This is a genomic window from Rickettsia tillamookensis, from assembly GCF_016743795.2.
Lineage (GTDB): Bacteria > Pseudomonadota > Alphaproteobacteria > Rickettsiales > Rickettsiaceae > Rickettsia > Rickettsia tillamookensis.
This window is the reverse complement of sequence record NZ_CP060138.2, coordinates 1092919-1117819: the sequence shown is the minus strand read 5'-3', so window position 1 is coordinate 1117819 and position 24901 is coordinate 1092919. Positions and strand designations below refer to the sequence as shown.

The window sequence follows — 24901 nt, the reverse complement described above, 5'->3', positions numbered from 1 at the left end:
TTCGCTAAAAAACCTATTTAATTATCAATTAAAGCTATTTTGTTAACAGTCCCATAGTAAAAGAAGTTGAATTATGTTCAATTTATCCATTAGCTTTTAATTTTTTAAAAACATACCTCATACCGTAAATGGGTTAGCTATTTGCCGGTATTCGCTATATTCTTAAAAAAATAAAATATTTCCTATAAATTGGATATAATTCAACATCTTTTACTATAATGATGAGGTTTAAGCCTCATAAAAATAGGATATATAAGCAATAATACTATGTCAATAGCCTTGAATATTAGTAGTAAATTATGTAATAATATGTGTTCAACTATGGTTATATATATTATTATAATTTTGGTCTCCTAAAATTGAAGTATTTAAAGTATCGGAGTAAGCAGCTGATAATATAGCATCATCAAAAGTGATATTAGATTGTCCTATATAATTCTGAATAAAATTATTAACAGTAGACTCAAAGCTTGTATATTTTGTAGGATATGAACGAACAAGCTGTGTACATTCTGTATTTCCGAGTTTACTTCCAATCAATATTAATAACATAGAGTTATATTCATCTTGGGGATTACGATTAATTATTTCGTAAGTTTTAGCAAGAATGTAACAAGCTTCATTATTTCCTTTCATAATTTCTAATTTTATTTCTTCAGAAGATAAAATATTATTTAGAAATGCTTTTTCATATATTTCATAATTCGGTGATGAATCAGATTTTCCGTTAAAAAGAGCAGTAAATAGGATTTTAGCTTTCTCTAAATCATTCATTTTAATTTTGTTCTATTTTCATTACTAATTCTTTGATTTCATTCATTTTTGATTTATCGGCAACCAAAAGACCGTTCATAGTATCGATAATTATGACATTGTCAAGACCTACTACGGTAGTTAATTTATTATTAGAACTAATGAAAGAGTTTGTAGTATTGCTTGTTACTACGTTTCCCTCGCAATAATTATCATTTATATTTTGATGTTTTACCTGCAATAAGGAGTGCCAAGTACCAAGATCGTTCCAAGCAAAATCAGCTTTTATCATGACCATACCCGAAATATATTCCATTATGGCATTATCTATAGAAATAGCTTCAATTTCATTATAAGCCTCCTCATCTATTGCCAAACTATTCTCATTTTTTACTGCAGTATTAAATGCTTTTTCTGCAATACAAAATAAGTCAGCTTGAAGATTCATTGCTAAGTTTAAGAAGAAGTTAATATCATATACAAAAATTCCTGAATTCCAAAAATATTCATTACTTTGAAAATATTTTTTTGCTTGTTCTAATATAGGTTTTTCGATGAAATGATCGACTAGATAAATATTTTCTGCAATTGATATTTCTGTGTTTATATACCCATACTCGGTACTTATAACATTTATAGGAATACCTATAGTGCAAATACCGAATTCATTAACATAATGTAAAGCTTTATTTATAGTATTAAGATAATTTATATTATCCACTATATGATGGTCTGAAGGTAGTAATACTACAATATCAAATCCTTGTGCTTTAGCCGATAATGCCGTAATAATGGCACAAACGGCAGTATTTTTTTGTAAAGGCTCGGTAATTAATTCTATTTCTACATCTATTTCTTTTGCTTGTTCTTTAGTAATTAATTCGTATTTTTCAGAAGTTATTATTGTAGGTTTTCCTAGAAATTTATTTCTATTTAAAGTTTCTTGTAGTAGCGTTAGCTCGCCTAGTACTTTTTTAAATTGTTTCGGTTTATCCTTAGATGATAAGGGCCATAATCTTTTACCGTTGCCACCTGCCATAACCACCGGCTTTATTTTCATATACTATTACAATCATTAGTTGAATTAATGCTTTATAAATAGTTTTAAAAAATATGTCAAGTATATTGGCAGGTTTTACAATAAAAAGTAGCTCTTCCTGAATGTTTTGCTTTGATAATATTACCGGAGCAGTTTAAACAACTTTGTCCCTCTCTACCGTAAACCGTAAGTTGCTGGGTAAAATAGCCAGGTTTGTTATCGCCGTTTACAAAATCTTTAAGAGTAGTACCACCGGCAGTTATAGCTTTAGCGAGCACTTCTCTAATCGATTTAATTAAATTTTCTATTTCATCATCCTTTAAATCGCTACCTAATTTATCCGGATGAATTCTAGCTAAATGAAGACTTTCTGAAGCGTAAATATTACCGACTCCGACTATAATTTTATTATCCATAATTAAATTTTTTATAGGTACTTTTCTAGTCGTTAGCTTATCCTTTAAATATTCTAGCGTCAATAAATCAGCAAACGGTTCTATACCTAAATCATTAAAAAACTCTTTCTCCAAAAAATTAGTTTTATAGCTATAAACCATTCCGAATCGTCTAGTATCGTTAAAAATTAACTTTTCACCGTTATTTAAATCAAAAATTACATGATCGTGTTTTTTAGCTTCATAGTTAGAAGGTTGCAGAGTAAATCTACCACTCATGCCTAAGTGAACTATTAAAGAATAATCATTATTAAAATCTATAATTAAATATTTTGCACGACGCCTAACATCCAGTATATTAGTATTTGAGATTTCTGTAGATAAAAGCGGGGATAGCTTATAACGTAAATTATCTCTTTTTAACTCTACATTTTCTATAATAAGCCCGATTAGCTTATCTTTCAGGGAGTTTTTAAGAGTTTCTACTTCAGGAAGTTCCGGCATTTGATACTAATATTTATAATAAAAAACTATGAACCAAACAAATTTTGGCTTTAAAAAAGTAGACTACACTAAAAAACAAGGGTTAGTAAATAACGTTTTTTCTAATGTTGCTGATAAGTATGATTTAATGAATGATTTAATGAGTTTTGGATTACATCGCTTATGGAAAGATGAATTTATTAAGCAAATTCCAAATCTTAACTCTAATATATTAGACGTCGCTAGTGGTAGCGGTGATATAGCTTTAAAGCTTGCTAAAAAAGCAAGAGATAGAGGCAATAATATTGCTTTAACTTTAAGTGATATAAATGAAGAGATGCTAAAGAATGCTAAGAAAAAAGCAATTGATCTTAATTTATTTCAGAACCTTAAATTTACTGTAGCAAGTGCCGAAGAACTGCCTTTTTCAGATAATAGTTTTGATTATTATACTATAGCATTCGGTATTAGAAACGTCCCTGACATTAATAAAGCTTTAAAAGAAGCTTATAGGGTTCTAAAACCGATGGGTAAGTTTATATGCCTTGAGTTTTCAAAGGTAAAAGAAAGTTATTTTAAAGATTTTTATAAATTTTATTCATTTAGTATTATACCTACCATCGGTCAGGCAATCACCGGTAATAAAGAGGCATATGAATATTTGGTTGAAAGTATCGAGTTATTTCCCTCGCAAGACGAGTTTAGAATAATGCTTAAAGAAGCAGGATTTGAAGAAGTTAGTTATAAAAATTTGAGCGGCGGAATAGTTGCTATCCACAGTGCGTATAAGATATGATAAGTAATTTTTTTAATTTAATACGTATTTTTCGTATCATCAGTAAAAAACAAATCCTAATTGATTCAAAAAGTCCTAAATATTTCAGGTTTATCGGTTATATATTAGCTTTATTTTTTGCTCCTGTCTCGTTAATAAAAAAATCACAAGAAGATTACGGCAAACGTTTAATAGATTGTTTAAGTGATCTTGGACCTATTTATATTAAATTCGGACAAACTCTTTCAACAAGACCGGATTTAGTAGGGGCAGAGATAGCAGATTATTTAAGGTTACTGCAAGATAAATTACCTCCGTTTGATGGTGGGGTGGCGAGGAAGTTGATAGCGTCATTGCGAGGAGATATTTATGTCGACGAAGCAATCTCAGCAAGTAAGCAAAAGATTGCCACGCATTCTACGAATGCTCGCAATGACACCCTCCCTTTCCTACATTTCGACGACAACCCAGTCGCAGCCGCATCAATCTCGCAAGTACATAAGGCACAACTCACAACCGGTGAATATGTTGCGGTGAAAATTCTGCGTCCTGGTATTCATAAAAAATATAATAGAGATATTAAGCTGCTATATTTTCTTGCAAAAATTATCTCAAAATTTTCTAAAGCAAAAAGGCTAAAACCGATTAAAGTAGTTGATAAATTTCATGAAACTATGAGATTTGAGCTTGATTTAAGGCTAGAAGCGGCAGCTTCTTCTGAGCTTATGGATAATATGCGAAATGATATTAATGTGATAATCCCTAAAATATATTGGGACTTAACATCAGAAAATATCCTAACCACCGAGTGGTTAGACGGAACATCTATATATGATACTGTTCTGCTAAAAGAAATGGGATTAAAGCCCGCAAAAATAGCTCAGGATTTTGCCGTAATGTTTTTCAATCAAGCTTATAGAGATGGATTTTTTCATGCTGATTTACATGCAGGAAATATTTTAGTAAACAAGCAAGGTAAGATAATTCTACTAGATTTTGGCATTATGGGTAGACTTAAAGAAAAAGATCGTTTAGCCGTTGCTGAAAGCTTATTTGGTTTTTTAAAACGTGATTATAAATTGGTTGCTAAAGTACATTTAAGAGCCGGCTACATCCCATCAAATACCGATTTAGATTTATTCGCAGGGAGTTGTAGAGCAGTTACTGAGCCTATTGTAGGTACGCCCACGAAAAATATTTCCATAGGTAAGTTACTTGCACATTTATTTAAAATCACTGAAGATTTCGGTATGGAAGTACAACCGGAATTATTGCTATTGCAAAAGACTTTGATAATGGTTGAAGGGATAGGCAGGCAGTTAGACGGGAATGTTAATATGTGGCAGCTCGCCGAACCTTGGATAAAAAAATGGGCTGTGAAAAACTTAAGCCCTGAAGCGAAGTTGTTACGATTTTTAAAGCATTACCTAGATAGACTAGAAGATATGATTTGACATATAACAAATTATTAATATTATAGCCGCATATATTAAAAAATTTATTATTATGAAACTAAAAGATTTATTTATTAAATATGCTATTAAAACTCCTTTTTTAGTTGATTGTAAAAACGATAAAATAGTATTTCCTTCAGATAAAGAACAAGAATACAAAAGTAGACTAAAAGAAAAAATAGGCGAGGAAGAGTTTAAAAGATTAACGGCTTCAGATAGAATTGTTCAATGCCCCGAAAACTTAGAAAATATAGCTTTAGTAAATATAGAAAAATATCCTGATATATCGCTTATAGCAGCGGCATTTTTTAATGATATACAACGTAAACATTATATAATCCATATAGATATTGATAATAATATTAAATCGATTTGGCATTACTCGCAAATATATCGTATTGGCGATACAGGGGGGATACCGGCTGAAGCTTTAAAACGCGAGTATAAGTTTGGTACTATACAGCCAGAATCTTTGCCAAAAGTCACGGAATTATGGCCTAACCCTTATTACTACGACTGGACTCAGGGAAATAAAGAGCATAACAACCTGGATATAGATCCTCAGGTAAGGGAGAATATTGTTTCATTATGTGGAGAGGTTAATATGGATTTACCGGTAAATGAAGAATTATAGTAAAAAAACATTGCAAGATAACCATGATTTTAAAAATTAACAAAATTAAATCTTTTTAGAAATCGTACGTAAGAACCTAAATTATATAAAGGTATTTAAATGTCTAAAAGCCAAGAGCAGAAATCCATTGATGATATAAAGCAACAACTTGATGAAGAATATCAAAACCTTTCTTGGGTTGAAGCAGGATGGGCAGCTATTGGGGCTGAAACAGGTAACAAAAAATATGATGAGTTAAATAAACAATATCTAGATCGTAATAAAGATAATTTAGGTATAATACAAAGTGTTATACAAGCAGTCGGAGATGGTGCGAGTGCATTGCAATTTACATGGGAAGCGGCTCAAGTTTTACCAGACCTTGTAACAGAAATTAATAACCTGAGAAATGCAAAAAGTGCTGCTACTAGTGCAGGTTCTATTGAAGCCGGTTGCAAGATGATAGTAGATGCAGAACCGCTTATAAAAAAATGTGCTACTGTTTTACATTCCGAAACTATCTCAGCTAGTTCAAAAGAAAATATCTTGCAATCTACCGTTATCCCATATCTTCTTACACCTATTTTAAACAAACGACTTAATAAAATAACAAAAAACTTTCAAACTTCCGAAACAGACAAAATAAATGTATTAGACAAAATAAGTCCTAAATTTATCAGAGAATTATCTACATTAGGGGTAGATTTAATATCTAAAGCACTAGAAAGCGATTTAAACCCAAAAGTACAAGAAATATATAAGAATGTTAAACAAAAAAACGAGTCATCTCAAGGTGCTATATTAAAAAATATACATGACATTATTACTTCAGACAAAGTAAAGCCCCTTATTAATAAAGATTTAGTACAATTTTTAAAAAATCCTGATAATCAAAAGGGATTAGTTCAGATTACGGAAAATATAATAAATAATAAGGCACAAAAAATTGTTAGACCTGAATTAATTGCAAATACAGTAGCACTACTTGCAAATTCCAGTGAGGAATTAATTAAAACTGTTCCTCCAGCTATAAAAGCTTATAGTCAGCTTAAAGAAAATCAGCGTTGGACTAAAATTAACCTAAATATGGAAGGGTTAGATACTGAAACTAAAAAAGAATTATTAAAAGGCAAAAAGCCTCAAATAGTAGATTTAGTTGAAAATACTAAAAAAATTATTGATAATTTATATCCTGTTTTAGAAAAAGAATTACCGCGATATTTAGATAGTAATAAACAGGGTATATTAGATGTTTTAAAACATCCTAAAGTAATGGGAAGAATAGAATCAAAAGGAAAAGATCCGGAGTTTATACATAAGGCACTAGACGCATCTACGCCTTTTTTAAAAGATGCTCTGCCGTCAATTAATAAACTTGCAAGCCTCTCTCTTTCCGATAGCGATAAAATTGCCGATATAATACAAAAAGCCCAGTTAATTAAGTCATTTCCGAAGGAAGAGAAATCAAAAGAAGAAAAGGTAAAAGAGGTAAAGGAATTGATTGGTGCTTTGATACAAATTAAAAATAATAATCCGGAAATAAGTAAAATCATTGAAAAAGACCTTCCTGAACTATTAACAAAACATGCAAGTAGTTTAGGACCTGTTGTAGATGAGTTTTTAAACAAAACACCTAAGGGTCAAGAATTAAAACTAGATGGTGAAAAATTAGTAAAGATAGTCGGTAAACATGCACCTGAATTAATTAAAATTGCCGATAAATTTAGCAAACATGAATACGGTAAAGTTATAGTGCCGGCGTTAAAATTATTGTCAGATCCGAAAGTTCTAGGAGTAGTAGCAGAAACTATAGTTAATTTAGGAAAAAGTAAATTTAGTAAAGATAAAGAACCGATAGGAACGCATACAAGTAAAGTATTAGAAGAAAGACAAAGAGAGATGGGAAAATCCGTTAGAGGAGCATAGAAAAATGTGAGTGTTCATGGGCTTTTCACTGTCACCTCATAGCTTGACTAGGGGGCTAGAAAAAAATAACTTCAACATTGTTACTTACATTACATGTTTAACAAAATAAACATATAAAAATAAATTTTTATATGTTTTACTGGATCCCGTGAATAAATCACGGGATGACAGAGAGAAATAATAAGCCGCTCAACATGTATATAATTTACCATGTTTCATTACCTTTAGTCTTATCATCACTTAATAATTCATGATGACAATTAGAGTCAGTAATATTATCTAGTAATATATCTAATTCAGATTTTTCTGTGCTTAAACTGTTATTAGTGAATGTTAAACTACACATAAGGATTTTTGGTTTTTACATAAGTAAATCTAATAGGAATGCCGGGCATGTCGAAAGCTTCACGCATATTATTTACTAAATACCTGGTATAGCTATCGGTAATTTTTTCCGGATTATTGGAGAATAATTTGAAAGTAGGTGGGCGGGTTTTTGTTTGAGTCATATATTTTACACGCACTCTTTTACCGCCTTTTTGTAGAGGCAGTGGATGTGCTTCCGTAGTAAAATTAAGCCATTCATTTAATTTGCTGGTAGTTATTTTCTTATTCCAAATTTTATAAATTTTAAGACAAGCATCTAAAACTTGTTCAATATTTTGTTTATTTATCGCTGAAATGAATAGCACCGGGACTCCTTTAACCTGAGGTAAATGAGTAGTTATCTGATAATAAAACTCTTCCTGAAATGCTTCTTTTTCGGATTCTTTAACTAAATCCCATTTATTTACTACTATAACTATACTTCTTCCCTCATTTACCACATGGCTTGCAATATTTAAATCTTGCTGTTTTAAAGGGGCTAAAGCATCAATCATTAAGACTACGGTATTAGCAAATTTAATAGAGTTAATAGCATCTGATGCCGATAATTTTTCTAAAGATTCTGTGATAGTAGATTTTTTACGGAGTCCTGCAGTATCGATTAATTTAATATGATTATTTTTATATTGCCAATCAATTTCAATCGATTCACGAGTAATACCGGCTTCAGGACCGGTTAATAATCTTTCATCATTAATAAGAGCGTTTATAAAAGTAGATTTTCCGGCATTAGGTCTGCCGCTAACTACTATCTGTAAACAATATCCTTTAATTGGATCGGCTATATTTGTCTCGATTGATTCTTCTTCAGGTAACTTGGCAATAATCTCATCATATAAATCAATTAAGCCTGTGCCATGCTCGGCAGAGATAGCCACCATACTATCAAACCCTAATTTGTAGTACTCTTTATCAAAATCAAAAGCTTTCTCGCATTTATTAACTACCAATATAGCAGGCTTATTATATTTTCTAACAAAGCTACCAAGTAGCTTATCATCGGGCAATATTCCGCTTCTACCGTCAACCATAAAACAAATTAAATCTGCCTCTAAAATTGCTTTAGTAGTCTGTTCCATTAACCTTTCTCCCATACTATCAGGATTCTCTTCAAGTCCTGGGGTATCAATTAACAAAAATTCAAAAGAGCCGATTTTACCGTCTGTATATTTTCTATCCCTAGTGACACCCGGCAAATCGTGAACAATAGCTTTTTTACGTATGCTTAATCTATTGAAAAGTGTTGATTTGCCTACATTCGGACGACCAACTAAAGTAATGATTTTCTTAGTCATTATTAATATATTATTATGGTTAAGAGAACTAATAATGCCCCGATAAAACCTACTATATTTGCTATTATAATAGGGGTGTTTTTTATTAAAATACCGTATACAAGCCAACTACAAAGAGCAACAGCACTTATAGTAAAGGCAGGCATAGAAACGGAAGCCGAAGATTTGCAGGTGAAAATCTTATGAGCCTGTACATAAAACATAAAATTGCCGATTGTACCGACAATCGTCATATATTTTTCGTAAAATTTCATGAATTTTGGAGACATATGTTTATTTCTTATTTTATTGTCATTGCGAGGAGGCATTGCCTGCGTGGACACCACCCCGTCATTGCGAGCAGTCGTAGACTGCGTGGCAATCCAGAAAAATAATAAAAAAAATTCGTAAATCAGAATTTTTTTTCCTTGCTTCGTCAAAACTTGCAGTTTTTCCTCGCAATGACGACTCAGATATCCACGCAAAAATGCCTTCTCGCAATGACGGAAAACCGATCCATGCTATCCCCTAAAACTAGCAATTACCGGTATATGATCTGAAGGTTTTTCTTGAGTCCTTAAATTATAATCCATATAGCAATTTTCTAAATAGTCAATAGTATTATTACAACTAAGAATCATATCAATCCTCATACCTTTATTTTGTTCAAAACATCCGGCTCTATAATCCCACCATGAAAATTCTTGTTTACTCGGATGTATCAATCTATATAAATCCTCAAACCCGAAATTTAGAATAGTACGTAATTTTTTTTGTTCAATTTCAGTAAAACAAGTAGTTTCAGCAAGGGCTTTAGGTGAATATACGTCAATATCGAACGGGGCAATATTAAAATCACCGCCTATAATAGTTTTTTCGTCAAAAGATTTTTTAGTTGATAGATAATTGATAAAATTATCATAAAATGCTAGTTTTGCTGCAAATTTATCGCTGCCGACAAATGAACCGTTAGGAGCATAGAGCGAGATTATATTACAAAACCCTATAGGTAATGATAATTTTATTTCTAAGAATCTTGCTTGATCACTGCAGTAATTATTCGGAAAATCCTTAATTATTTCATCGGCAGGAAATTTTGAAATTATAGCAACACCGTTATATGATTTTTGCCCGTGAACATAAAAATTATAAGGTAGATCGGATAATTCATCAAAAGGAAATTTTTCGGTTTCGCATTTTATTTCTTGCAATAATAAAATATCCGGATTTTCTTTAGATAAAAAATTACGCAATAAATTAAGTCTTGTTTTTATGGAATTAATATTCCAAGTAGCTATCTTCATGTTTGTTTTTCTATATCTTCTAATTTTTCATTACGGAATCGCCACTCAAGAAAACCAAAATGATAAACTAAGAGACTAGTAATAAATGCTCCGGAAATTACTATAATCATTGAATATTTTATTGTATGATAATTTGGATTACTACCATACATATCTAATAATACGCTAAAAGCTATACCCCATAATACAGTGATTTCAATACTAACTCCTCTTGGTATCCTCTTAATTGAATTTTCTTTCATAATAAAATCTCGTAATATTGCACCGCAATTAGCCGTAATGAAAGCAAAAAACGGTCCCCAAAAACTTAGAGGCTCAATTTTGTGAATAATAACCATTGCAACTCCTATAATTATAAAAGTTGCTTGTCCGAATGAATCGCAAATTGCTACTATATTATTTAATGATTGTTCTAAATAATTATCTTCAGCAATCTGTTTATTATAATAGCTGAATAATTTAATAATTGTAAAACCGAGTAAAACTACTACAAATATGTAATAGAAATAAGAAGGAGTAAAATAGAAGTTTAAATGCCCGGTATCATGGTTTACTATTAAATCTAGCATTATACAGCTACTAACAGATGGTATACCGCAAATAAAAATGTACCGAATAAAGTACTATTTTTTCTGCTACTCAAAATAATTCCCGAAAAAGCAAAAGCAAGGCAACCAAGTAAACCTATAACATGGCACCAACGAGAATCTATAGATTTAGGCAACAGAATATGGTATATGTATGTCTTAATAATTTTTTTATACTCGTTACTTGCAAGAAAATCATCTATCGCAAAATTAAATTGTTCAACTATATTTAAAGATACAGTTCTTTTGCTAAACATTAAATGTAGAGGAGTTTTAATATTTAAGGGAACTTCTAATATATTCCTGTCTATTGTTCTTCCTAAAATATTAACGGCACCGACAATTCGATCACTAATGAAACCGTCAATTTCTTTCTTTATTATTCCATTTATCAATTCCATATTATTTTGATATATTCTAATTATATCTTGATTTTTCTCATTATATAAAAACTCCGTAAATTTAGGATCTCCGTATACAGTACCTTTCACTATTCCTAACTGAAGATTAAATAGACGTATTTGTGCTGTTAGTTCATTAACATTTTGGAAATTTAACTTTTTGGCAAGTGGTTCAATAATAAATAATGATAATTCTTCAAGACGATAAGGTTTTGAAAAATGAGCATAATTACTTCTCTCAGTAGTATAAGTAGCTCCTGCTGTCATGTCAGCATGGCCGCTTTGAATATCTAATTGATCTTGGTACCAGCTATCTTGATTATACTCAATATTGATACCTATTTTTGCAGCAATAGCGTTAATTAATTCTATATCCATACCGGAAACGGTAGTATGACCGTTTGAAGTAGCAATTAAGTATTGGTAAGGCTCATTTATATACCTTATCAAAGTTTTTTTATCGGCTGTCCCTTCGCATTCTAAAATTGCTTGTTGTTCGTTTGCACCTATGCTCAAAGCATAAAAATTTTTAGAAATGAGAAGTATAAAAATAAAAAGCTTTAAAATTTTCATGGTTTGTATTTTTTTAAATTAACGTGTCATCCCGCGGCAATACTTTATCGTCATTGCGAGGAGCGAAGCGACGCGGCAATCTCATGAGGTAATACTAATTCCTGAGATTGCCACGCTCCTTTTAGTCGCTCGCAATGACGGTATTACGAACTACTTTAATTTCGCCGTCAGAAAATTTAATATTAAAAATTTTTTCATTTGCAGCAGTAATTTTAGAAGATAAAAAATTACCCGTTTCCCCTTTAACTATAGCAAAACCTCGTTTTAATACGTTATTATAATCAAGGCTTGCAAGTAACATACTATTTAATTCTAATTTATACTCAAAATTTTTCAAAGTATTATTTGCCGATTTTGATAGATAAGCTGTTTGATGTGTTAATTCTAATGTTTTGTAATTGAGTATTTTAGCAGGGTTAACTCTTTCTTTAGAAAAAGATTTAATCTTTGTTTCTTGTAGTTCAATAAAGCACGGTAAAGCATCTAGCAAATTAAAACCGGTTTCGTCCAGTAATTGCTGTCTATTATTCATATAGTGAGAGAGATATCTGTGTATTTTATCGTAATTTATTATATTTTGTTCGTGATACTTAATTAACCGGCTAGTATTATTCAATAATATTTTTTCATAAGATTGTAGAGTATTATTTAAAATAGATCGTACCGGTACAGCAAATTCTGCGGCAGCAGTCGGTGTTGGAGCTCTTTTATCGGCTGCTAAATCTATTAAAGTATAATCCACTTCATGACCTACTGCGGAAATAATAGGAATTTTTGAGTTATAAGCGGCACGTACTAATATCTCATCGTTAAATGACCAAAGATCTTCTATAGAACCGCCGCCTCTAGCAACAATTATAACACTTGGTTTATTTATCTCTTCTAAATTGTTAAATCCTTCAATTGCTTCAGCAATTTCATTACCGGAATTTTCGCCTTGTACACTAACCGGCCATATTATTATCCGAGTCGGAAAACGTTCACGAATACGATGAATAATATCTTTAATAACGGCACCGGTTATTGAAGTGATAACGCCTATTTTATCAGGTAAAAAAGGTATAGGAATACGTTTCTTATTAAATAGTCCCTCTTTTTCTAAACGAGCTTTGCGTTCATTTAGAATTTGCAACATAGCCCCAAGTCCTGCAGGTTGCAAATTATCTACCGATAATTGATAGCGTGAATTACCTGCATAACTTGAAAGTTTGCCGCTAATCACCACTTCCATACCGTCATTTAAAGGAAATTTGATTTTAGCAAGAATAGGACGCCAGCAAGTACAAGCTAAAATAGCGGTATTTTCTTTTAAGTTAAAATAAGCATGACCTGAGCTTGCTATTTTTAAACCTGAAATTTCTCCTTTTACCTTAATATAGCCAAAATTATTTTCTAATAATTCTTTGATTTTATTAGAAATCTCACTAACTGAAAACTCTTTGGTTGCTTGATTTGCAATGAAATTATCTAGCATTTTGATATTATTTTTGTCACCCCGTGGCTTGACCACGGGGTCTAGTTAAAAATACTAATAATATTAGTATTTTTAGTTATTTTGCTGGATACCGTGGACAAGCCACGGTATGACACAGTCATACATCTCCCCATAGAATAACCTTGCACTGCAAAAGAGCAAGCAAAATTTTTTATTATTTGCTATATTATTGATAACTGCTATTATTTTTTACTATTGAATATTTAGATAACATAATAAATGCGACTAATATACCTAATTATTATCGTAATATTTCCTCTAGTTAGTTTTACTCAACCGTTTAAGCAAAATCAAAGTGTTAAAATAAATAATCTAATTGCTGACTTTGTAGAGTATAACGAAAGTCAGGATTTGATATATGCTAAAGGTAATATAAGAATTATCACGAATGAGTATTTATTAACGGCAGATAATTTACTTTATGATATAGAAAACGATATTTTATGGGCAGAAGGTAATATCCGAATTAAGGATAAACAAAACAGAATAATAGAGGGTGATAAAGCAGTTTTAAAAGACGAATTTAAGAAAGGGATCATATCGGAATTCATTTTGCTTTCCGGTGATAATAATCTTTTAATTGCTAAACTTGCCGAAAGAATAGATGAAAATAATCTTAAGCTGCACCATGCCAAATTTACCCCTTGCGATGTTACTTGTAATAGAAACCCTATTTGGCAAATTGCTGCTAAGGATACTTATATTCAGTCTGAAGAGCATAGAATAGTTTATAAAAACGTATTTTTTGAAGTATACGGCGTACCGATTTTTTACTTACCGTATTTTTTCCATCCGACTCCTACGGCCCCTGCAACTTCCGGATTATTGGTACCTGACGTCAAAAATAAAGGGTTTGGTATACCTCTATATCTACGTGCAAAACCTAATATGGATTTTACTCTTACTCCAAGGATTTTTAGTAAATATCAAACTTATGAGCTAGAAGCACGTTATCGCCCGAATGATACCGATAATATGAATTTTCAAGGTAGTTACGGTAAATTACCGTATTTTCTAAAAAAAGACGGAAATATAGTAAAAAATAAAAAAGTTTCTTCTTATCATTATATAGCAAGCGGTAATTTTATTAGTACCGATAAAGTTTATGATTACGGCTTCAGGGTGGAACGTACATCGGATAAAGCTTATTTAAAAAATTATTATAATAACTACGCTTCATATTTAACTTCTAAAATATTCTTAAATAAAATTCATGAGGCTGATTATTTTTCGGCGGAAGGATTAAGTTTTCAAGGCTTAGGTAGTAATGATAGTAAGTATACTGACCCGTTAGTATTACCGAAAATCAATACAAAAAACGTGATAAATTTGAATGATAATGACAACAGCCATATCGTTGTTGAAAATAATACGTTAATGTACAAAGAAAGAATAGGGAAACAAGTTGCTAGAACCTCTTTGCAACTATCCTTTATGCATAATGTGCTGACTTCTTCAGGGCAAATTTTTGATTTTGTAGCAAAAGATAGAGGTGATTTTTATCTTGCTAGACGGGCTTATTTAGATAAGACGAGAGAAAGTAAATCATTTCAAAGAAATATACCGGAACTGCAAACCTTATGGCGTTATCCGTTAGTAGGTAATATAACAAAAACGATAAATTTACTTATTGAGCCGGTAGTTTCTTTTACTATGGGACGTAAACTATCTAAGAAAGATAAAAAATTTGTTATAATTGATCCTGCTAAATATGAATTATCCGAAAAAAATATCTTTTTATCAAATCGTTATAGCGGTATTGATTGTCATGATTTCGGTAATAGATTAAGTTACGGCTTAAATACTAGTATTGCTAAAGAAGAAAATTATTTAAAATTATTTTTAGGACAGTCGCGTAATACAAGATATAGTATAGATTTGCCTGCAGATGATACGGAAAATGTAGGGCAGATTCTAGGTAATCTTTCTAATAATTTAGAAGTGTTTTATAGCTTTCGGAAAGATAAATATTTCAGACCTATTAGAGATGAGGTGGGAGGAAATTTTAACTATGATAAGATTAACTTGCTAGGTAGTTTTATTCAGCTTACAAACCTTAAAAAATATTATTCCGTAGAAAGTATAAAGGTTTCAAATAATAGAGTACGACAATTTTATGGAGACATAAATTATCAGCTAGCAGAAAATTGGACTGTAGGCTTTGGTGCACGTATTGATCTCTCTAGACGTTCTCCAAATTTACTTACTCGAACTATTAGGGTGACATATGCTAAAGATTGTGTTAGAATTACTGCAAAGATTTATTCCGATTATCTAGCCGATGGAAGTAGAGGAATCAAAAAGACTACCTCTTCGCCGACTATTTCTATTGGTTTAAAAGTTTTAAACATGTGAGTTTAGCATTGTGCTTGTGTGGATATTTAATCGTCATTGCGAGCAGCCATAGGCTGCGTGGCAATCCAGAAAAAATAATAAAAAAATTCTGATTTACAGAATTTTTTACTGGATTGCTTCGTCAATTACTTCGTAATCTCCTCGCAATGACGAGTTGCTATCCACATAAAAAATTATTCTAATTATTACGTTATGTGAGTCTAGAAATATGAGAAAATTATTATTAATCATTACTGTTTTTTTTGCTTTTAATGTAGCACAAGCTTCGCTGCCGAATATAGTAGCATCCGTAAATGATGAACCTATTACTCTTAATGAGTTCCGTGCTAGAAAAAAAATGATTATGGCACTAAATAATGTTGAAAGTCTAACGCCTGCTCAAGATAAGCAGCTAAGTGACTTAGCAATCAAGAGCTTAATTGACGAATCTTTGCTTTTTCAATATGCCGGAGATAGAGAAATTCCGCAAGAAGAGATAGATAACGCTATTAAATCTATTGAAGATCGTAATAAAATGCCTCACGGTTCTCTTCTTCAATATCTAAAAAGCAGGTCGGTTAATCCTGATAGTTTTATTTCCCAAATTAAATCCGAGTTGATTAAAATGAATATTTTATCAAGTCTATCAAGATCGGTACAAGTAAGTAATAAAGAAATAGATGTCGCAATTTTATCTAGCGATCAAAAAGACGTAGAAATTTCAATGCAAATATTTACATCTAAAGATGGTGGCAATAAAGCGTTTACACAGATGAATAATTTGAAAACTCGACTAAAAAAATGTGCAGATGTTAAAAAATCGCTTTATGATAATTTTGCTACTATGCAAATTATTACCGATAAGCTTAGCAAGATAGAAGGCGTAAAACAAACTATTGTAAAGGACTTAAACTCGGATAAAGCAAGCAATGTTTTTGAAGTAAATAACAAATTTGAAATAATATTAGTGTGTAGCAAAAAAATCTTAAATGTTAATGAAGATGAAAATAATTATATAGTAAACTTCCTCACCAATAAAAAGATTTCACAAAAAGCACAAAAAATGTTTGAAAATATGCGTAAGAAAGCAGCTATAAAAATAATGCTGCCGTCTTAGTATGTGGTTATTCTATGTCATTCCCGCAAAGGCGGGAATCCAGAAAAATAACCTTGATTATTAACAGAATAAAAATAAACGTTTTACTGGATTCCCGCCTACGCGGGAATGACCTGCCATATGCTCCCTTCAATTGCAAAACATGCAGCATCTCATCAAATTAATCCCCTTAAAAAGCACGGACAAAATTTTATTTTTGACAGTAGTCTATGTGATAAAATTGTACGTGCGAGTAACCTTGTAGAAAATAGCAGAGTGCTAGAAATAGGACCCGGTACCGGAGGGTTAACTAGGTCAATATTGCAGAAAAATCCTGAATCCTTAACTGTTATAGAAACAGATGAGAGATGTATCCCGCTCCTTAATGAGATTAAAGAATATTATCCTAATCTAAATATTATTAAGCAGGATGCTCTTAAAATAAATTTAACGGATTTAGGCTATGATATAGTCAATTCAGTTGGATTTGGATACAAGGAGCCGAGAGTAGAGCCTATAACTAATAGGAGAGCGACAAGCGACGCTGTAGGCGAGCCCAAATCAATTGACTATAAAGTAACTATAATCTCTAATTTACCATATCATATAGGTACTGAGTTAGTAATTAGATGGCTGAAAGAAGCACGGTTAATTACTAATATGACGCTAATGCTACAAAAGGAAGTAGTGGAACGTATTTGTGCTATGCCGTCAACTAAAGCATATGGCAGGTTATCGGTAATATGTCAGTTAATTACTAAAGTTGAAAAATGCTTTGACGTAGCACCGACTGCTTTCTATCCACCTCCTAAAGTATATTCTGCGATAGTCAAACTAATACCTTTAGAGAATCCGCCGTCTATCGCTCTAATAAATAAAGTTGAGCAAATAACAAAACTTGCTTTTGCAGGACGACGGAAAATGATTAAATCATCACTGAAAAATCTTGTACCTAATATACATGAAATATTAACTCAGTTGAAAATCAATGATAATTATCGTGCTGAAAATCTTACCCCTCAAGATTATTTAAGAATTGCCGAAATGTTAGACACTGTTACCCCGTGGCCCTGCCTATAGTACTAGACAATTTTTGAAAAAACCTCGATGTCATTCCCGCGTAGGCGGGAATCCAATAAAACTTATAAAGAACTTGTTTTTTTAGGTTTATTTTACCAAATATGTAATTTCTATATCAATATTTAAGTTATTTTTCTGGATTCCCGCCGTTGCTAAGAATGACATAGAATAAAAAATATCCAGTACTAATAGAATAAATTGCGGGATGACACATCATTCAGTTTTATCTAACTTTTTTGCTTCTGCTTCTTGCTGTAGTTTATATTCTGCTGCTTTTTCTTCTATATAGTTAAAAAAGAAATAACAAAATGTTAAAAAGCTAGTTAAAATGATTGCAAACGTTATTAATATTAACTTAAGTTCTTTTTTAGAGTTTTCAGCTTTTAATCGCTTTTCTTCCTCTTCATCAATTATAAACTCAGGTAATATATTTGATTCTTCTTCTTTATTTTCCATGCGTTACCAATATCTTAAGTTTATTAAAAATTAATGATAGAGTTTAAATATCATTTCAAGTAAATTACGATATAAAGATACTTAAAATAAGTCAACAATTTTTAATCCTTAGTTGTGATTTAATATAAATTACTGGTGCTTTTTAAAATAATTTTCTTTCACAGAACCTAGAGTTTCTGATTTTGATTTTGGGAAATCTACATTATCTTAGCCAAGTGTATGAAAGTGTTTAAGCTTTCTTCGTCATCTTTGGTCATTATATAAGGTGCTTTAACATATATAAGCATTTGATGTGTTTTGTCCGATATTTTATTTTTCTCTAAAAACGCATATAATTTGTGAGTATGGTTATGTTCATCTTGTATACTAAACACTTTATTTATTGCAACTGATTTATCAGATTTTGATGTAAAATCATCAATAAAATAGTTTAAAGAATCTCTAAATAATTCGCTTAATTGCTGATCATTTTCAAGTTCTTCATATGATAACGATCTTGCAGTTTTCAACTTAAAATATGATTCAATCATTTCAAGAGCAGAATATCTATCGCAGTTATTATTAAGAATTTTATATAACATTTTTTTATCAAAATATGCAGGTATCATTTTTAAATCCTTATTAATAATTTGTTGTTTGTAATAAGATAATTGACGCATAAAAACGATAATTGTAGCTGTAAGACCTGCAACTAAGATAGAGTATAAATTTAGTGATTGAAAAAGCATATTTTTAATATATTTAATTATAACTACCAACGATAGTATAGTATTTTTTGCTTTTCAATCTAAAAATGAACCATTACTATATATTATTTATTTTTTTCTTTCAATTAGTTTATTTATCACATATTTATTGTGCTACTAATAGAACATGAGATTTGTATAAATTAACTTTCAACTCAACTAATCAATTTTTATATCTAGGACAAGAAAGTTATTAAAAAATAAATTTCTAAAATCTTATTAATTTTTGCTTAAAAATATATTAAAATATAAGAAAATAAAGAAGTTGAACATCAATTAATGCAGATAAATAGGCAGCAAGAAAAAGGACTATTTGATATTATTGGTGATGTACATGGTTGTTTTGATGAGTTAAAAAATTTATTAGAAAAGCTCGGTTATAGAATTAAAAAAGGTAATAAATATATTATTACTCATCCTCAAGAAAGACGAATTATTTTCGTAGGGGACTTAGTAGATCGAGGTCCAAACTCACCGGAGGTATTACGCTTAGTAATGGATAGTGTTTCCTCATCTATTGCCTTTTGCGTTAACGGTAACCATGATGACAAGCTAAAACGAAAACTTCAGAGAAGAAATGTGGTTATTGCTCATGGACTTCAGGAAACACTTGAGCAATTAGAAAACGAGCCGGCGGAATTTAAAGCATCTGTTCTTGAATTTTTAGAAAGTTTAAGTAGCTATTACATATTAGATAATGAAAAATTAGCAGTATCACATGCCGGCATTAAAGAAAAAGATCTAGGGCGTAGTTCTGAGCGAATAAGTAAATTTTGTATGTATGGTGCAACTACCGGTGAAATTGATGAGTTTGGTTTACCGCTTCGTTATCCGTGGGACCAAGAATATCAAGGAAATACGCTGATTGTTTATGGGCATACCCCTGTTTGTGAAGCACAGTGGCTTAATAATACTATAAATATTGATACAGGATGTGTATTTGGAGGTAAACTTACTGCACTTCGTTATCCAGAAAAAGAGTTAGTCTCTGTAGATGCTGCGAAAATTTATTATAAACCAATCAAACCATTTAAGAAATAATTAGATTATGAATTCAAAAATAGTATATAAGCAGTTACTTGAGAAGTTAAAAGAAATCAATATAAAACCACCAAATCAAGTAAGCTATGCCTGGAATGATCTATCAAATATTATAAAGATAATAAAGAAAAAATAAATATGTATGAGATAGTTCAAATAAAAATTGTAAATATTTTTCATAAGCCCCAGTACAGCCGACTAAATCATTTAGATTTTTGCATATCTAATATTTCTTGCTTTTTTTCTTTTGCTTCTAAGTCATCAGGATTTAATTCTAATATCTTATTGTATGAATTCAATGCTAAATCAAATTTACCTAATTTTTCTAATGTAGTTGCGTGATTAAAATATATATTAGAGTATGTAGGATTTAATTCTATGGCTTTCGAAAAAGCTTCTAAAGCTAAATTATATTCTCCTAATTCAAATAAAAGATTACCTTTATCATAAAAGGCTCCAAAATAATTAGGGTTTAATTTTATTGCTTTATCATAAGCTTTAAGTGCTAATTCATATTTACCAAGCATTTTTAACATTGCTCCTTGGTTAATATAAGCTTCAAATTTATTTGGATTTAATTCAATTGCCTTATTATATGCTTTAAGAGCAAGTTCATACTCTTCCAAAAGTATCAATTTTTCGCCGTAATCATTGTAATCCTTTGAGTCATCAATATTTCCATCAAGCACTTTATTAAATAAATCAATAGCCAACATCTGATTACCTAGTACATAAAAAATAACTCCCTTATAGAAATATGCACTAAAATAATTAGGATTTATTTCTATAGCTTTATTATATGCTTCTAGTGCTTCTTCATATTTCATTAATCGATGCAAGGTGTAACCTTTAAAAAAATATGCCTCAAAGCTTTCAGGATTCAACTCTATGGCTTTATTATATGCCTCAACTGCTAGCTCATACTTTCCTAATTGATGCAAGGTAAGACCTTTATTATAATATGCACTAGGACTATCAGGTTTTAATTCTATAGCTTTATTCAATGATTTAATTGCTTGCTCATATTTTCCTAAGACTCTATATATTTCACCTTGATTATTGTAGCCGGTGCTATTGGGATTTAGCTTTATAGCTTTATCATATGCTTCTAATGCTGATTCATATTTGTTAAGTGCCTGAAGTGATGCACCTTGATTAGTATAAAATGCAAAATTTTTTGGATCTAATTCTATAGTCTTCTCATAAGATAAGGACTGAGAACTCATATTTCCCTAAATAATATAGATTTAAAGAAAATAATAGAAGATTTTAATAGTTAATGATAATTACTATTTATTGATTTAAAAAATCTATTTATTATAGTTGTTTCAAGATTATCGTTAGAATAGTTTAAAACATCTTTAAACAACAAGTTTTATGCGTAATAATAATCTATACTTGTCTATTACCTCAAGAAAAGAAATATGAAGTAAAATATATAGGGCAGATATCTAAAGAAAACTGCGAAATATCTTAACTTCTTACATTCCAGTACATATGTAAGTGCATTAAGTTGCACTTCATTTCTCTATTTATCGTATAAGGCGAAAATTCCTATTGACTTTTATATAAAACAGTATAAGTTTCTTTACAATTTAATTTTTTATAAAGAATTTATGCTCGGCTATGAAAAAGAACAGAGAAGTTTAAACTTAGAACAAAAGAAAGCAATAGGCATATTATCGACTGGCACTTTTTTAGAATACTTCGATCTTATGTTATATGTTCATATGGCAGTGCTTCTTAATAAACTATTCTTTCCTCAGACAGATGCTTTTACTTCTTCACTTTTTACAGCATTAGCTTTTTGTTCTACTTACATTCTTAGACCTCTTGGTGCTTTAATTTTTGGTTGGATTGGAGATACTATCGGACGAAAAACTACAGTTATAATAACGACTTTCTTAATGTCTATATGCTGTATAATTATGGCAAATCTTCCAACTTATGAAGAGAAAGGGCTTGCCGTCTCGGTGATTATAACCTTATGTCGTGCTATTCAAGGTATTTCATCAATGGGAGAAGTAGTAGGGGCAGAGATTTACTTAACTGAAATGATATCTCCCCCGATTAGATATGTAGCTGTTGCAGTAGTATCAGTATTTGCAACATTAGGAGGAACTACGGCACTTGGGGTTGCATCGTTAGTAACTTCTCAAGGTTTTAGTTGGCGTGCTGTTTTTTGGATAGGGGCTGCAATAGCACTTGTAGGTACAACAGCTAGAAGGAGCCTTCGAGAAACCCCGGAATTTGCAGACGCTAAACGTCAATTGAAAAAAACTTTAGAAGTTGCAAATCAAGATTTATCTATTATAAAAAATAATCCTGTAATAAGTACTAAACTTTTAAACAAAAATTTTCTAGCATATTTTTTAATAGAATGTTGTTGGCCAGTAATGTTTTACTTTATATATGTTTATTGTGGTGAAGTACTAGAGCGTGTTTTCAATTACACCCCAGCACAGGTTATTAATCATAATTTCTTTATTTCATTAGTAAATCTATTGGGCTTTCTAATATTAACATTTTTAAGCTATTGGATTTATCCATTAAAAATCTTAAAAGTAAAATTTGGGGCATTTATAATCTTTACAGTAGCTATTCCTTATTTTCTAAGTAATATGACAAGCCCTACCGAATTGTTTATCCTACAGAGTTTAGTTATTTTATTTGTTTCAGATAGTATGCCTGCGGCTCCAATTTTTTACAAACATTTTCCAATTTTTAAACGTTTCACTTCAGCTACTCTTACATATGCTTTATCAAGAGCTATAATGTATGTAGTGGTATCCTTTGGTCTTGTTTATTTAACTAAGTTTTTTAATTATTGGGGACTATTTATTGTTTTTGCTTTAGTAGCAACTGGTTTTGCAATTGGTTTATCTCATTTTGAAAAGGTAGAAAAAGAAGCTGGGAATTATCCTCTATAAACAATTCTTTTTGTTGGTTTTGTATTGATAAATGTGTATAGCATAGTTGAGTTAATTTTTGTACTAGTGTAGGTATTTCTAAGTGCATGCTAATTGCTACAAACGCACTTAGATTTTCCTTTATTACTTTTTTAGCTTTCTCAGGTGATTTAGCTCCTAAAGTCTGTATATTATGGACTCTATCAAAAAGTTTTATAACTGCTGTATCATATCTTTTTTGCTTGATTAATAGGTTTAAGCTTTCCTCGGCACTTATTTTTCCATAAGGTTTTACCCTAGTTAATCCCTCTACGTGCTTTGCTATTTCTTTATTAAAAATTTCGTTTATCATTTCTTCAGTAAGTTCTGTATCCTCAATAGTATCATGAAGTAGAGCAGCATTTATCATGTTAGAAGTAAAAAGCTTGGGGGCTTCTTCAGCTACAAACACCGCAAGCATAATCGCCACCTCAATAGGATGAGAATAGTAAGGATTGCCGGATTGACGCATTTGTGAACCGTGATATTTACGAGCGTAGTAGATAGCTTTTTTGACTTCCTCTATATCAACAGGATTTTTTACTTTAGTGTTTAAATATTCGAGTTTATCAAGTAGCTTTTTAGCGTAAATGCAAATTTCAAACTTTTCTTTCCAAGAGCTTATATCTTCCATAAAAGTTATTTTATTTATATTAATAATAGTTGATTACAATTAAAGCAAAAGTTAAAAAATTGCAATAATAATTAGCTTTTAAATCCTAAAGAAGTATTAATAATTTTAATCCTTTGGTATTTAAATAACTTCATTCTGTTTTATTAGTTGCTTTAGCTTCTTGTTCTTGCTGTAATTTATACTCTGCTGCTTTTTCTTCTGCATAATTAAAAAAGAAATAACAGAAAGTTAAAAAACTAGTCAAAACTATTCCAAGAGTTATTAGTATTAACTTAAGCTCTTTCCTTGCATTTTGAGCTTTTAATCGCTTTTCTTCCTCTTCATCAATATAAGACTCAGAGGTTAAAATTTCTTCTTCTTTATTTTCCATATTTTAACTCTTTAAAATTAGCTTATATATTAATGATAGAGTTTAATTATCATTTGAGAGAAGTAATTTATAGGGGGAATTAAAAGAAGTCAATAATTATAATTGTTAATTGTAATTATTATATATTTAATAAATCTATCTTACTCAAAAATACGGCTTTTTCTATTTACTAGGTAAATATGCGTTAGCTCTTGAGTCTTATAATAAAGCAATTGAACTTGATCCTACAAATTCTGAAGCACAATATAATAAACAACATTTATTAAAGCGTATGTATTGTTGAGTAAAAAATGCTGAAAAGCTTGACTTTATGCTGCGTTCGCCGTTTGATACATTGGCGAATTTGCCTAAAAATGGCGAATGGTACCCGCGGCCGGACTTGAACCGGCAAGAGCTTACGCTCCACGGATTTTAAGTCCGTTATGTCTACCATTCCATCACGCGGGCAGTTATAAATACAGAACTGTATTTTCTAAGTGGACAGATTAATAAAAAAAATACAAAAAAGCAAGTACTTTTATCGTTAATATATTAGTCTGATATGAAAAAGTTATTAAACCTCTTTAAAATAGTTAGTTTACTCATTAATTTATTAGATAATTAACTTAAATAGTGACAAAATAGTAATAATATGATAGATTAGTTTCAGAAAGTAATACTTTCTCTTGCATGTTATTGACATGTTTATTGACAAATGCCGCAAGGTAAGGTAGTTTTGCATAATGAATTTTTATCGG

The 24901-nt window shown here is 30.7% G+C and carries 26 protein-coding genes, 1 tRNA gene and 1 pseudogene; 11 read left to right on the top strand and 17 right to left on the bottom strand.

Annotated elements, in window-relative coordinates:
- Window positions 1–315 precede the first annotated feature (315 nt).
- The 4 genes and pseudogenes from H6P87_RS05585 to mutM all read right to left on the bottom strand — a co-directional run bounded on the left by H6P87_RS05585 (window position 316) and on the right by mutM (window position 2691).
- Entirely contained in the window at window positions 316–774 is a 459-nt protein-coding gene (locus H6P87_RS05585; protein WP_246437831.1) for a hypothetical protein, read from the bottom strand.
- A gap of 1 nt (window position 775) precedes the next feature.
- Window positions 776–1045 (bottom strand): hypothetical protein, encoded by a 270-nt coding sequence (locus tag H6P87_RS07560; RefSeq protein WP_410528059.1) that lies wholly within the window; start codon window positions 1043–1045, stop codon window positions 776–778.
- Window positions 1037–1807 (bottom strand): annotated as a pseudogene (locus tag H6P87_RS05580) (mannose-1-phosphate guanylyltransferase); the annotation flags it as partial. The gene H6P87_RS07560 and the pseudogene H6P87_RS05580, both read right to left, overlap by 9 nt.
- Before the next feature lie 62 nt (window positions 1808–1869).
- Window positions 1870–2691: a bifunctional DNA-formamidopyrimidine glycosylase/DNA-(apurinic or apyrimidinic site) lyase gene (gene mutM, locus H6P87_RS05575; protein WP_202068993.1), complete on the bottom strand. Its 822-nt coding sequence runs from the start codon at window positions 2689–2691 to the stop codon at window positions 1870–1872.
- 28 nt (window positions 2692–2719) lie between these two features.
- On the opposite strand from mutM, the gene ubiE reads away from it, so the two are divergent.
- The 4 genes from ubiE to H6P87_RS05555 all read left to right on the top strand — a co-directional run bounded on the left by ubiE (window position 2720) and on the right by H6P87_RS05555 (window position 7438).
- Entirely contained in the window at window positions 2720–3466 is a 747-nt protein-coding gene (gene ubiE, locus H6P87_RS05570) for a bifunctional demethylmenaquinone methyltransferase/2-methoxy-6-polyprenyl-1,4-benzoquinol methylase UbiE (protein WP_202068991.1), read from the top strand.
- On the top strand, window positions 3463–4899 hold the full coding sequence (gene ubiB / locus H6P87_RS05565; RefSeq protein WP_202068989.1) for a 2-polyprenylphenol 6-hydroxylase: 1437 nt from the start codon (window positions 3463–3465) through the stop codon (window positions 4897–4899). The genes ubiE and ubiB overlap by 4 nt, the downstream gene beginning before the upstream one ends.
- A 415-nt stretch (window positions 4900–5314) precedes the next feature.
- Window positions 5315–5533: a hypothetical protein gene (locus H6P87_RS07395; protein ID WP_202070144.1), complete on the top strand. Its 219-nt coding sequence runs from the start codon at window positions 5315–5317 to the stop codon at window positions 5531–5533.
- Window positions 5534–5632: 99 nt separating this feature from the next.
- On the top strand, window positions 5633–7438 hold the full coding sequence (locus H6P87_RS05555; RefSeq protein WP_202068978.1) for a hypothetical protein: 1806 nt from the start codon (window positions 5633–5635) through the stop codon (window positions 7436–7438).
- Window positions 7439–7643: 205 nt separating this feature from the next.
- Here the strand turns inward: H6P87_RS05555 and H6P87_RS05550 are convergent, their stop codons facing one another.
- From H6P87_RS05550 to xseA, 7 genes are all read right to left on the bottom strand, one after another.
- On the bottom strand, window positions 7644–7784 hold the full coding sequence (locus H6P87_RS05550; protein WP_202068976.1) for a hypothetical protein: 141 nt from the start codon (window positions 7782–7784) through the stop codon (window positions 7644–7646).
- A complete protein-coding gene (gene der / locus H6P87_RS05545; protein ID WP_202068974.1) occupies window positions 7777–9120 on the bottom strand; it encodes a ribosome biogenesis GTPase Der in 1344 nt (447 codons plus the stop codon). The genes H6P87_RS05550 and der overlap by 8 nt, the downstream gene beginning before the upstream one ends.
- Before the next feature lie 2 nt (window positions 9121–9122).
- Entirely contained in the window at window positions 9123–9389 is a 267-nt protein-coding gene (locus H6P87_RS05540) for a SemiSWEET family sugar transporter (RefSeq protein ID WP_202068967.1), read from the bottom strand.
- A 231-nt stretch (window positions 9390–9620) separates the two neighbouring features.
- The gene (gene xth, locus H6P87_RS05535) at window positions 9621–10403 is read right to left on the bottom strand and encodes an exodeoxyribonuclease III (protein ID WP_202068965.1); all 783 of its coding nucleotides are present in this window, start codon (window positions 10401–10403) and stop codon (window positions 9621–9623) included.
- Complete coding sequence (locus H6P87_RS05530; protein WP_246437817.1) at window positions 10400–10972, bottom strand: trimeric intracellular cation channel family protein; 573 nt, start codon at window positions 10970–10972, stop codon at window positions 10400–10402. Before H6P87_RS05530 ends, xth begins: the two co-directional genes overlap by 4 nt.
- On the bottom strand, window positions 10972–11964 hold the full coding sequence (locus tag H6P87_RS05525) for a substrate-binding periplasmic protein (RefSeq protein WP_246437815.1): 993 nt from the start codon (window positions 11962–11964) through the stop codon (window positions 10972–10974). The genes H6P87_RS05530 and H6P87_RS05525 overlap by 1 nt, the downstream gene beginning before the upstream one ends.
- 121 nt (window positions 11965–12085) lie before the next feature.
- Window positions 12086–13438, bottom strand: coding sequence for an exodeoxyribonuclease VII large subunit (gene xseA / locus H6P87_RS05520; RefSeq protein WP_202068963.1), 1353 nt, complete (start codon window positions 13436–13438; stop codon window positions 12086–12088).
- A gap of 240 nt (window positions 13439–13678) precedes the next feature.
- Here xseA and H6P87_RS05510 point away from each other — a divergent pair, with 240 nt between their 5' ends.
- From H6P87_RS05510 to rsmA, 3 genes are all read left to right on the top strand, one after another.
- Window positions 13679–15814, top strand: coding sequence for an LPS-assembly protein LptD (locus tag H6P87_RS05510; protein ID WP_202068961.1), 2136 nt, complete (start codon window positions 13679–13681; stop codon window positions 15812–15814).
- A gap of 208 nt (window positions 15815–16022) precedes the next feature.
- A complete protein-coding gene (locus H6P87_RS05505; RefSeq protein ID WP_202068960.1) occupies window positions 16023–16910 on the top strand; it encodes a SurA N-terminal domain-containing protein in 888 nt (295 codons plus the stop codon).
- Window positions 16911–17030: 120 nt separating this feature from the next.
- Complete coding sequence (rsmA, locus tag H6P87_RS05500; protein WP_202068958.1) at window positions 17031–17969, top strand: 16S rRNA (adenine(1518)-N(6)/adenine(1519)-N(6))-dimethyltransferase RsmA; 939 nt, start codon at window positions 17031–17033, stop codon at window positions 17967–17969.
- Window positions 17970–18182: 213 nt separating this feature from the next.
- Here rsmA and H6P87_RS05495 read toward each other — a convergent pair whose 3' ends face one another.
- Complete coding sequence (locus H6P87_RS05495; protein WP_202068956.1) at window positions 18183–18425, bottom strand: RP671a family tick cell line-upregulated protein; 243 nt, start codon at window positions 18423–18425, stop codon at window positions 18183–18185.
- Window positions 18426–18622: 197 nt separating this feature from the next.
- Window positions 18623–19183 carry a hypothetical protein gene (locus H6P87_RS05490; protein WP_202068954.1) on the bottom strand — a complete coding sequence of 187 codons (561 nt, stop codon included), beginning with the start codon at window positions 19181–19183 and terminating at the stop codon, window positions 18623–18625.
- Window positions 19184–19450: 267 nt separating this feature from the next.
- Between H6P87_RS05490 and H6P87_RS05485 the strand changes: the two genes are divergently transcribed.
- A complete protein-coding gene (locus tag H6P87_RS05485; protein ID WP_202068952.1) occupies window positions 19451–20212 on the top strand; it encodes a metallophosphoesterase in 762 nt (253 codons plus the stop codon).
- Window positions 20213–20219: 7 nt separating this feature from the next.
- Window positions 20220–20348 (top strand): hypothetical protein, encoded by a 129-nt coding sequence (locus H6P87_RS05480; protein WP_265738129.1) that lies wholly within the window; start codon window positions 20220–20222, stop codon window positions 20346–20348.
- Between the two features lie 67 nt (window positions 20349–20415).
- Here H6P87_RS05480 and H6P87_RS05475 read toward each other — a convergent pair whose 3' ends face one another.
- Complete coding sequence (locus H6P87_RS05475; protein ID WP_202068950.1) at window positions 20416–21438, bottom strand: tetratricopeptide repeat protein; 1023 nt, start codon at window positions 21436–21438, stop codon at window positions 20416–20418.
- A gap of 390 nt (window positions 21439–21828) precedes the next feature.
- On the opposite strand from H6P87_RS05475, the gene H6P87_RS05470 reads away from it, so the two are divergent.
- Complete coding sequence (locus H6P87_RS05470) at window positions 21829–23142, top strand: MFS transporter (protein WP_202068947.1); 1314 nt, start codon at window positions 21829–21831, stop codon at window positions 23140–23142.
- Here H6P87_RS05470 and H6P87_RS05465 read toward each other — a convergent pair.
- Both H6P87_RS05465 and H6P87_RS05460 read right to left on the bottom strand, forming a co-directional pair.
- On the bottom strand, window positions 23051–23794 hold the full coding sequence (locus tag H6P87_RS05465) for an HD domain-containing protein (protein WP_202068946.1): 744 nt from the start codon (window positions 23792–23794) through the stop codon (window positions 23051–23053). The two genes, H6P87_RS05470 and H6P87_RS05465, sit on opposite strands and share 92 nt — an antisense overlap.
- A 130-nt stretch (window positions 23795–23924) precedes the next feature.
- Window positions 23925–24164, bottom strand: a complete 240-nt coding sequence (locus tag H6P87_RS05460) for an RP671a family tick cell line-upregulated protein (protein WP_202068944.1) — start codon at window positions 24162–24164, stop codon at window positions 23925–23927.
- 133 nt (window positions 24165–24297) lie between these two features.
- Here H6P87_RS05460 and H6P87_RS05455 point away from each other — a divergent pair, with 133 nt between their 5' ends.
- Window positions 24298–24447: a tetratricopeptide repeat protein gene (locus H6P87_RS05455; RefSeq protein ID WP_202070143.1), complete on the top strand. Its 150-nt coding sequence runs from the start codon at window positions 24298–24300 to the stop codon at window positions 24445–24447.
- A 78-nt stretch (window positions 24448–24525) separates the two neighbouring features.
- On the opposite strand, the gene H6P87_RS05450 is transcribed toward H6P87_RS05455, so the two are convergent.
- A tRNA-Leu gene (locus H6P87_RS05450) sits at window positions 24526–24611 on the bottom strand.
- Window positions 24612–24901 lie beyond the last annotated feature (290 nt).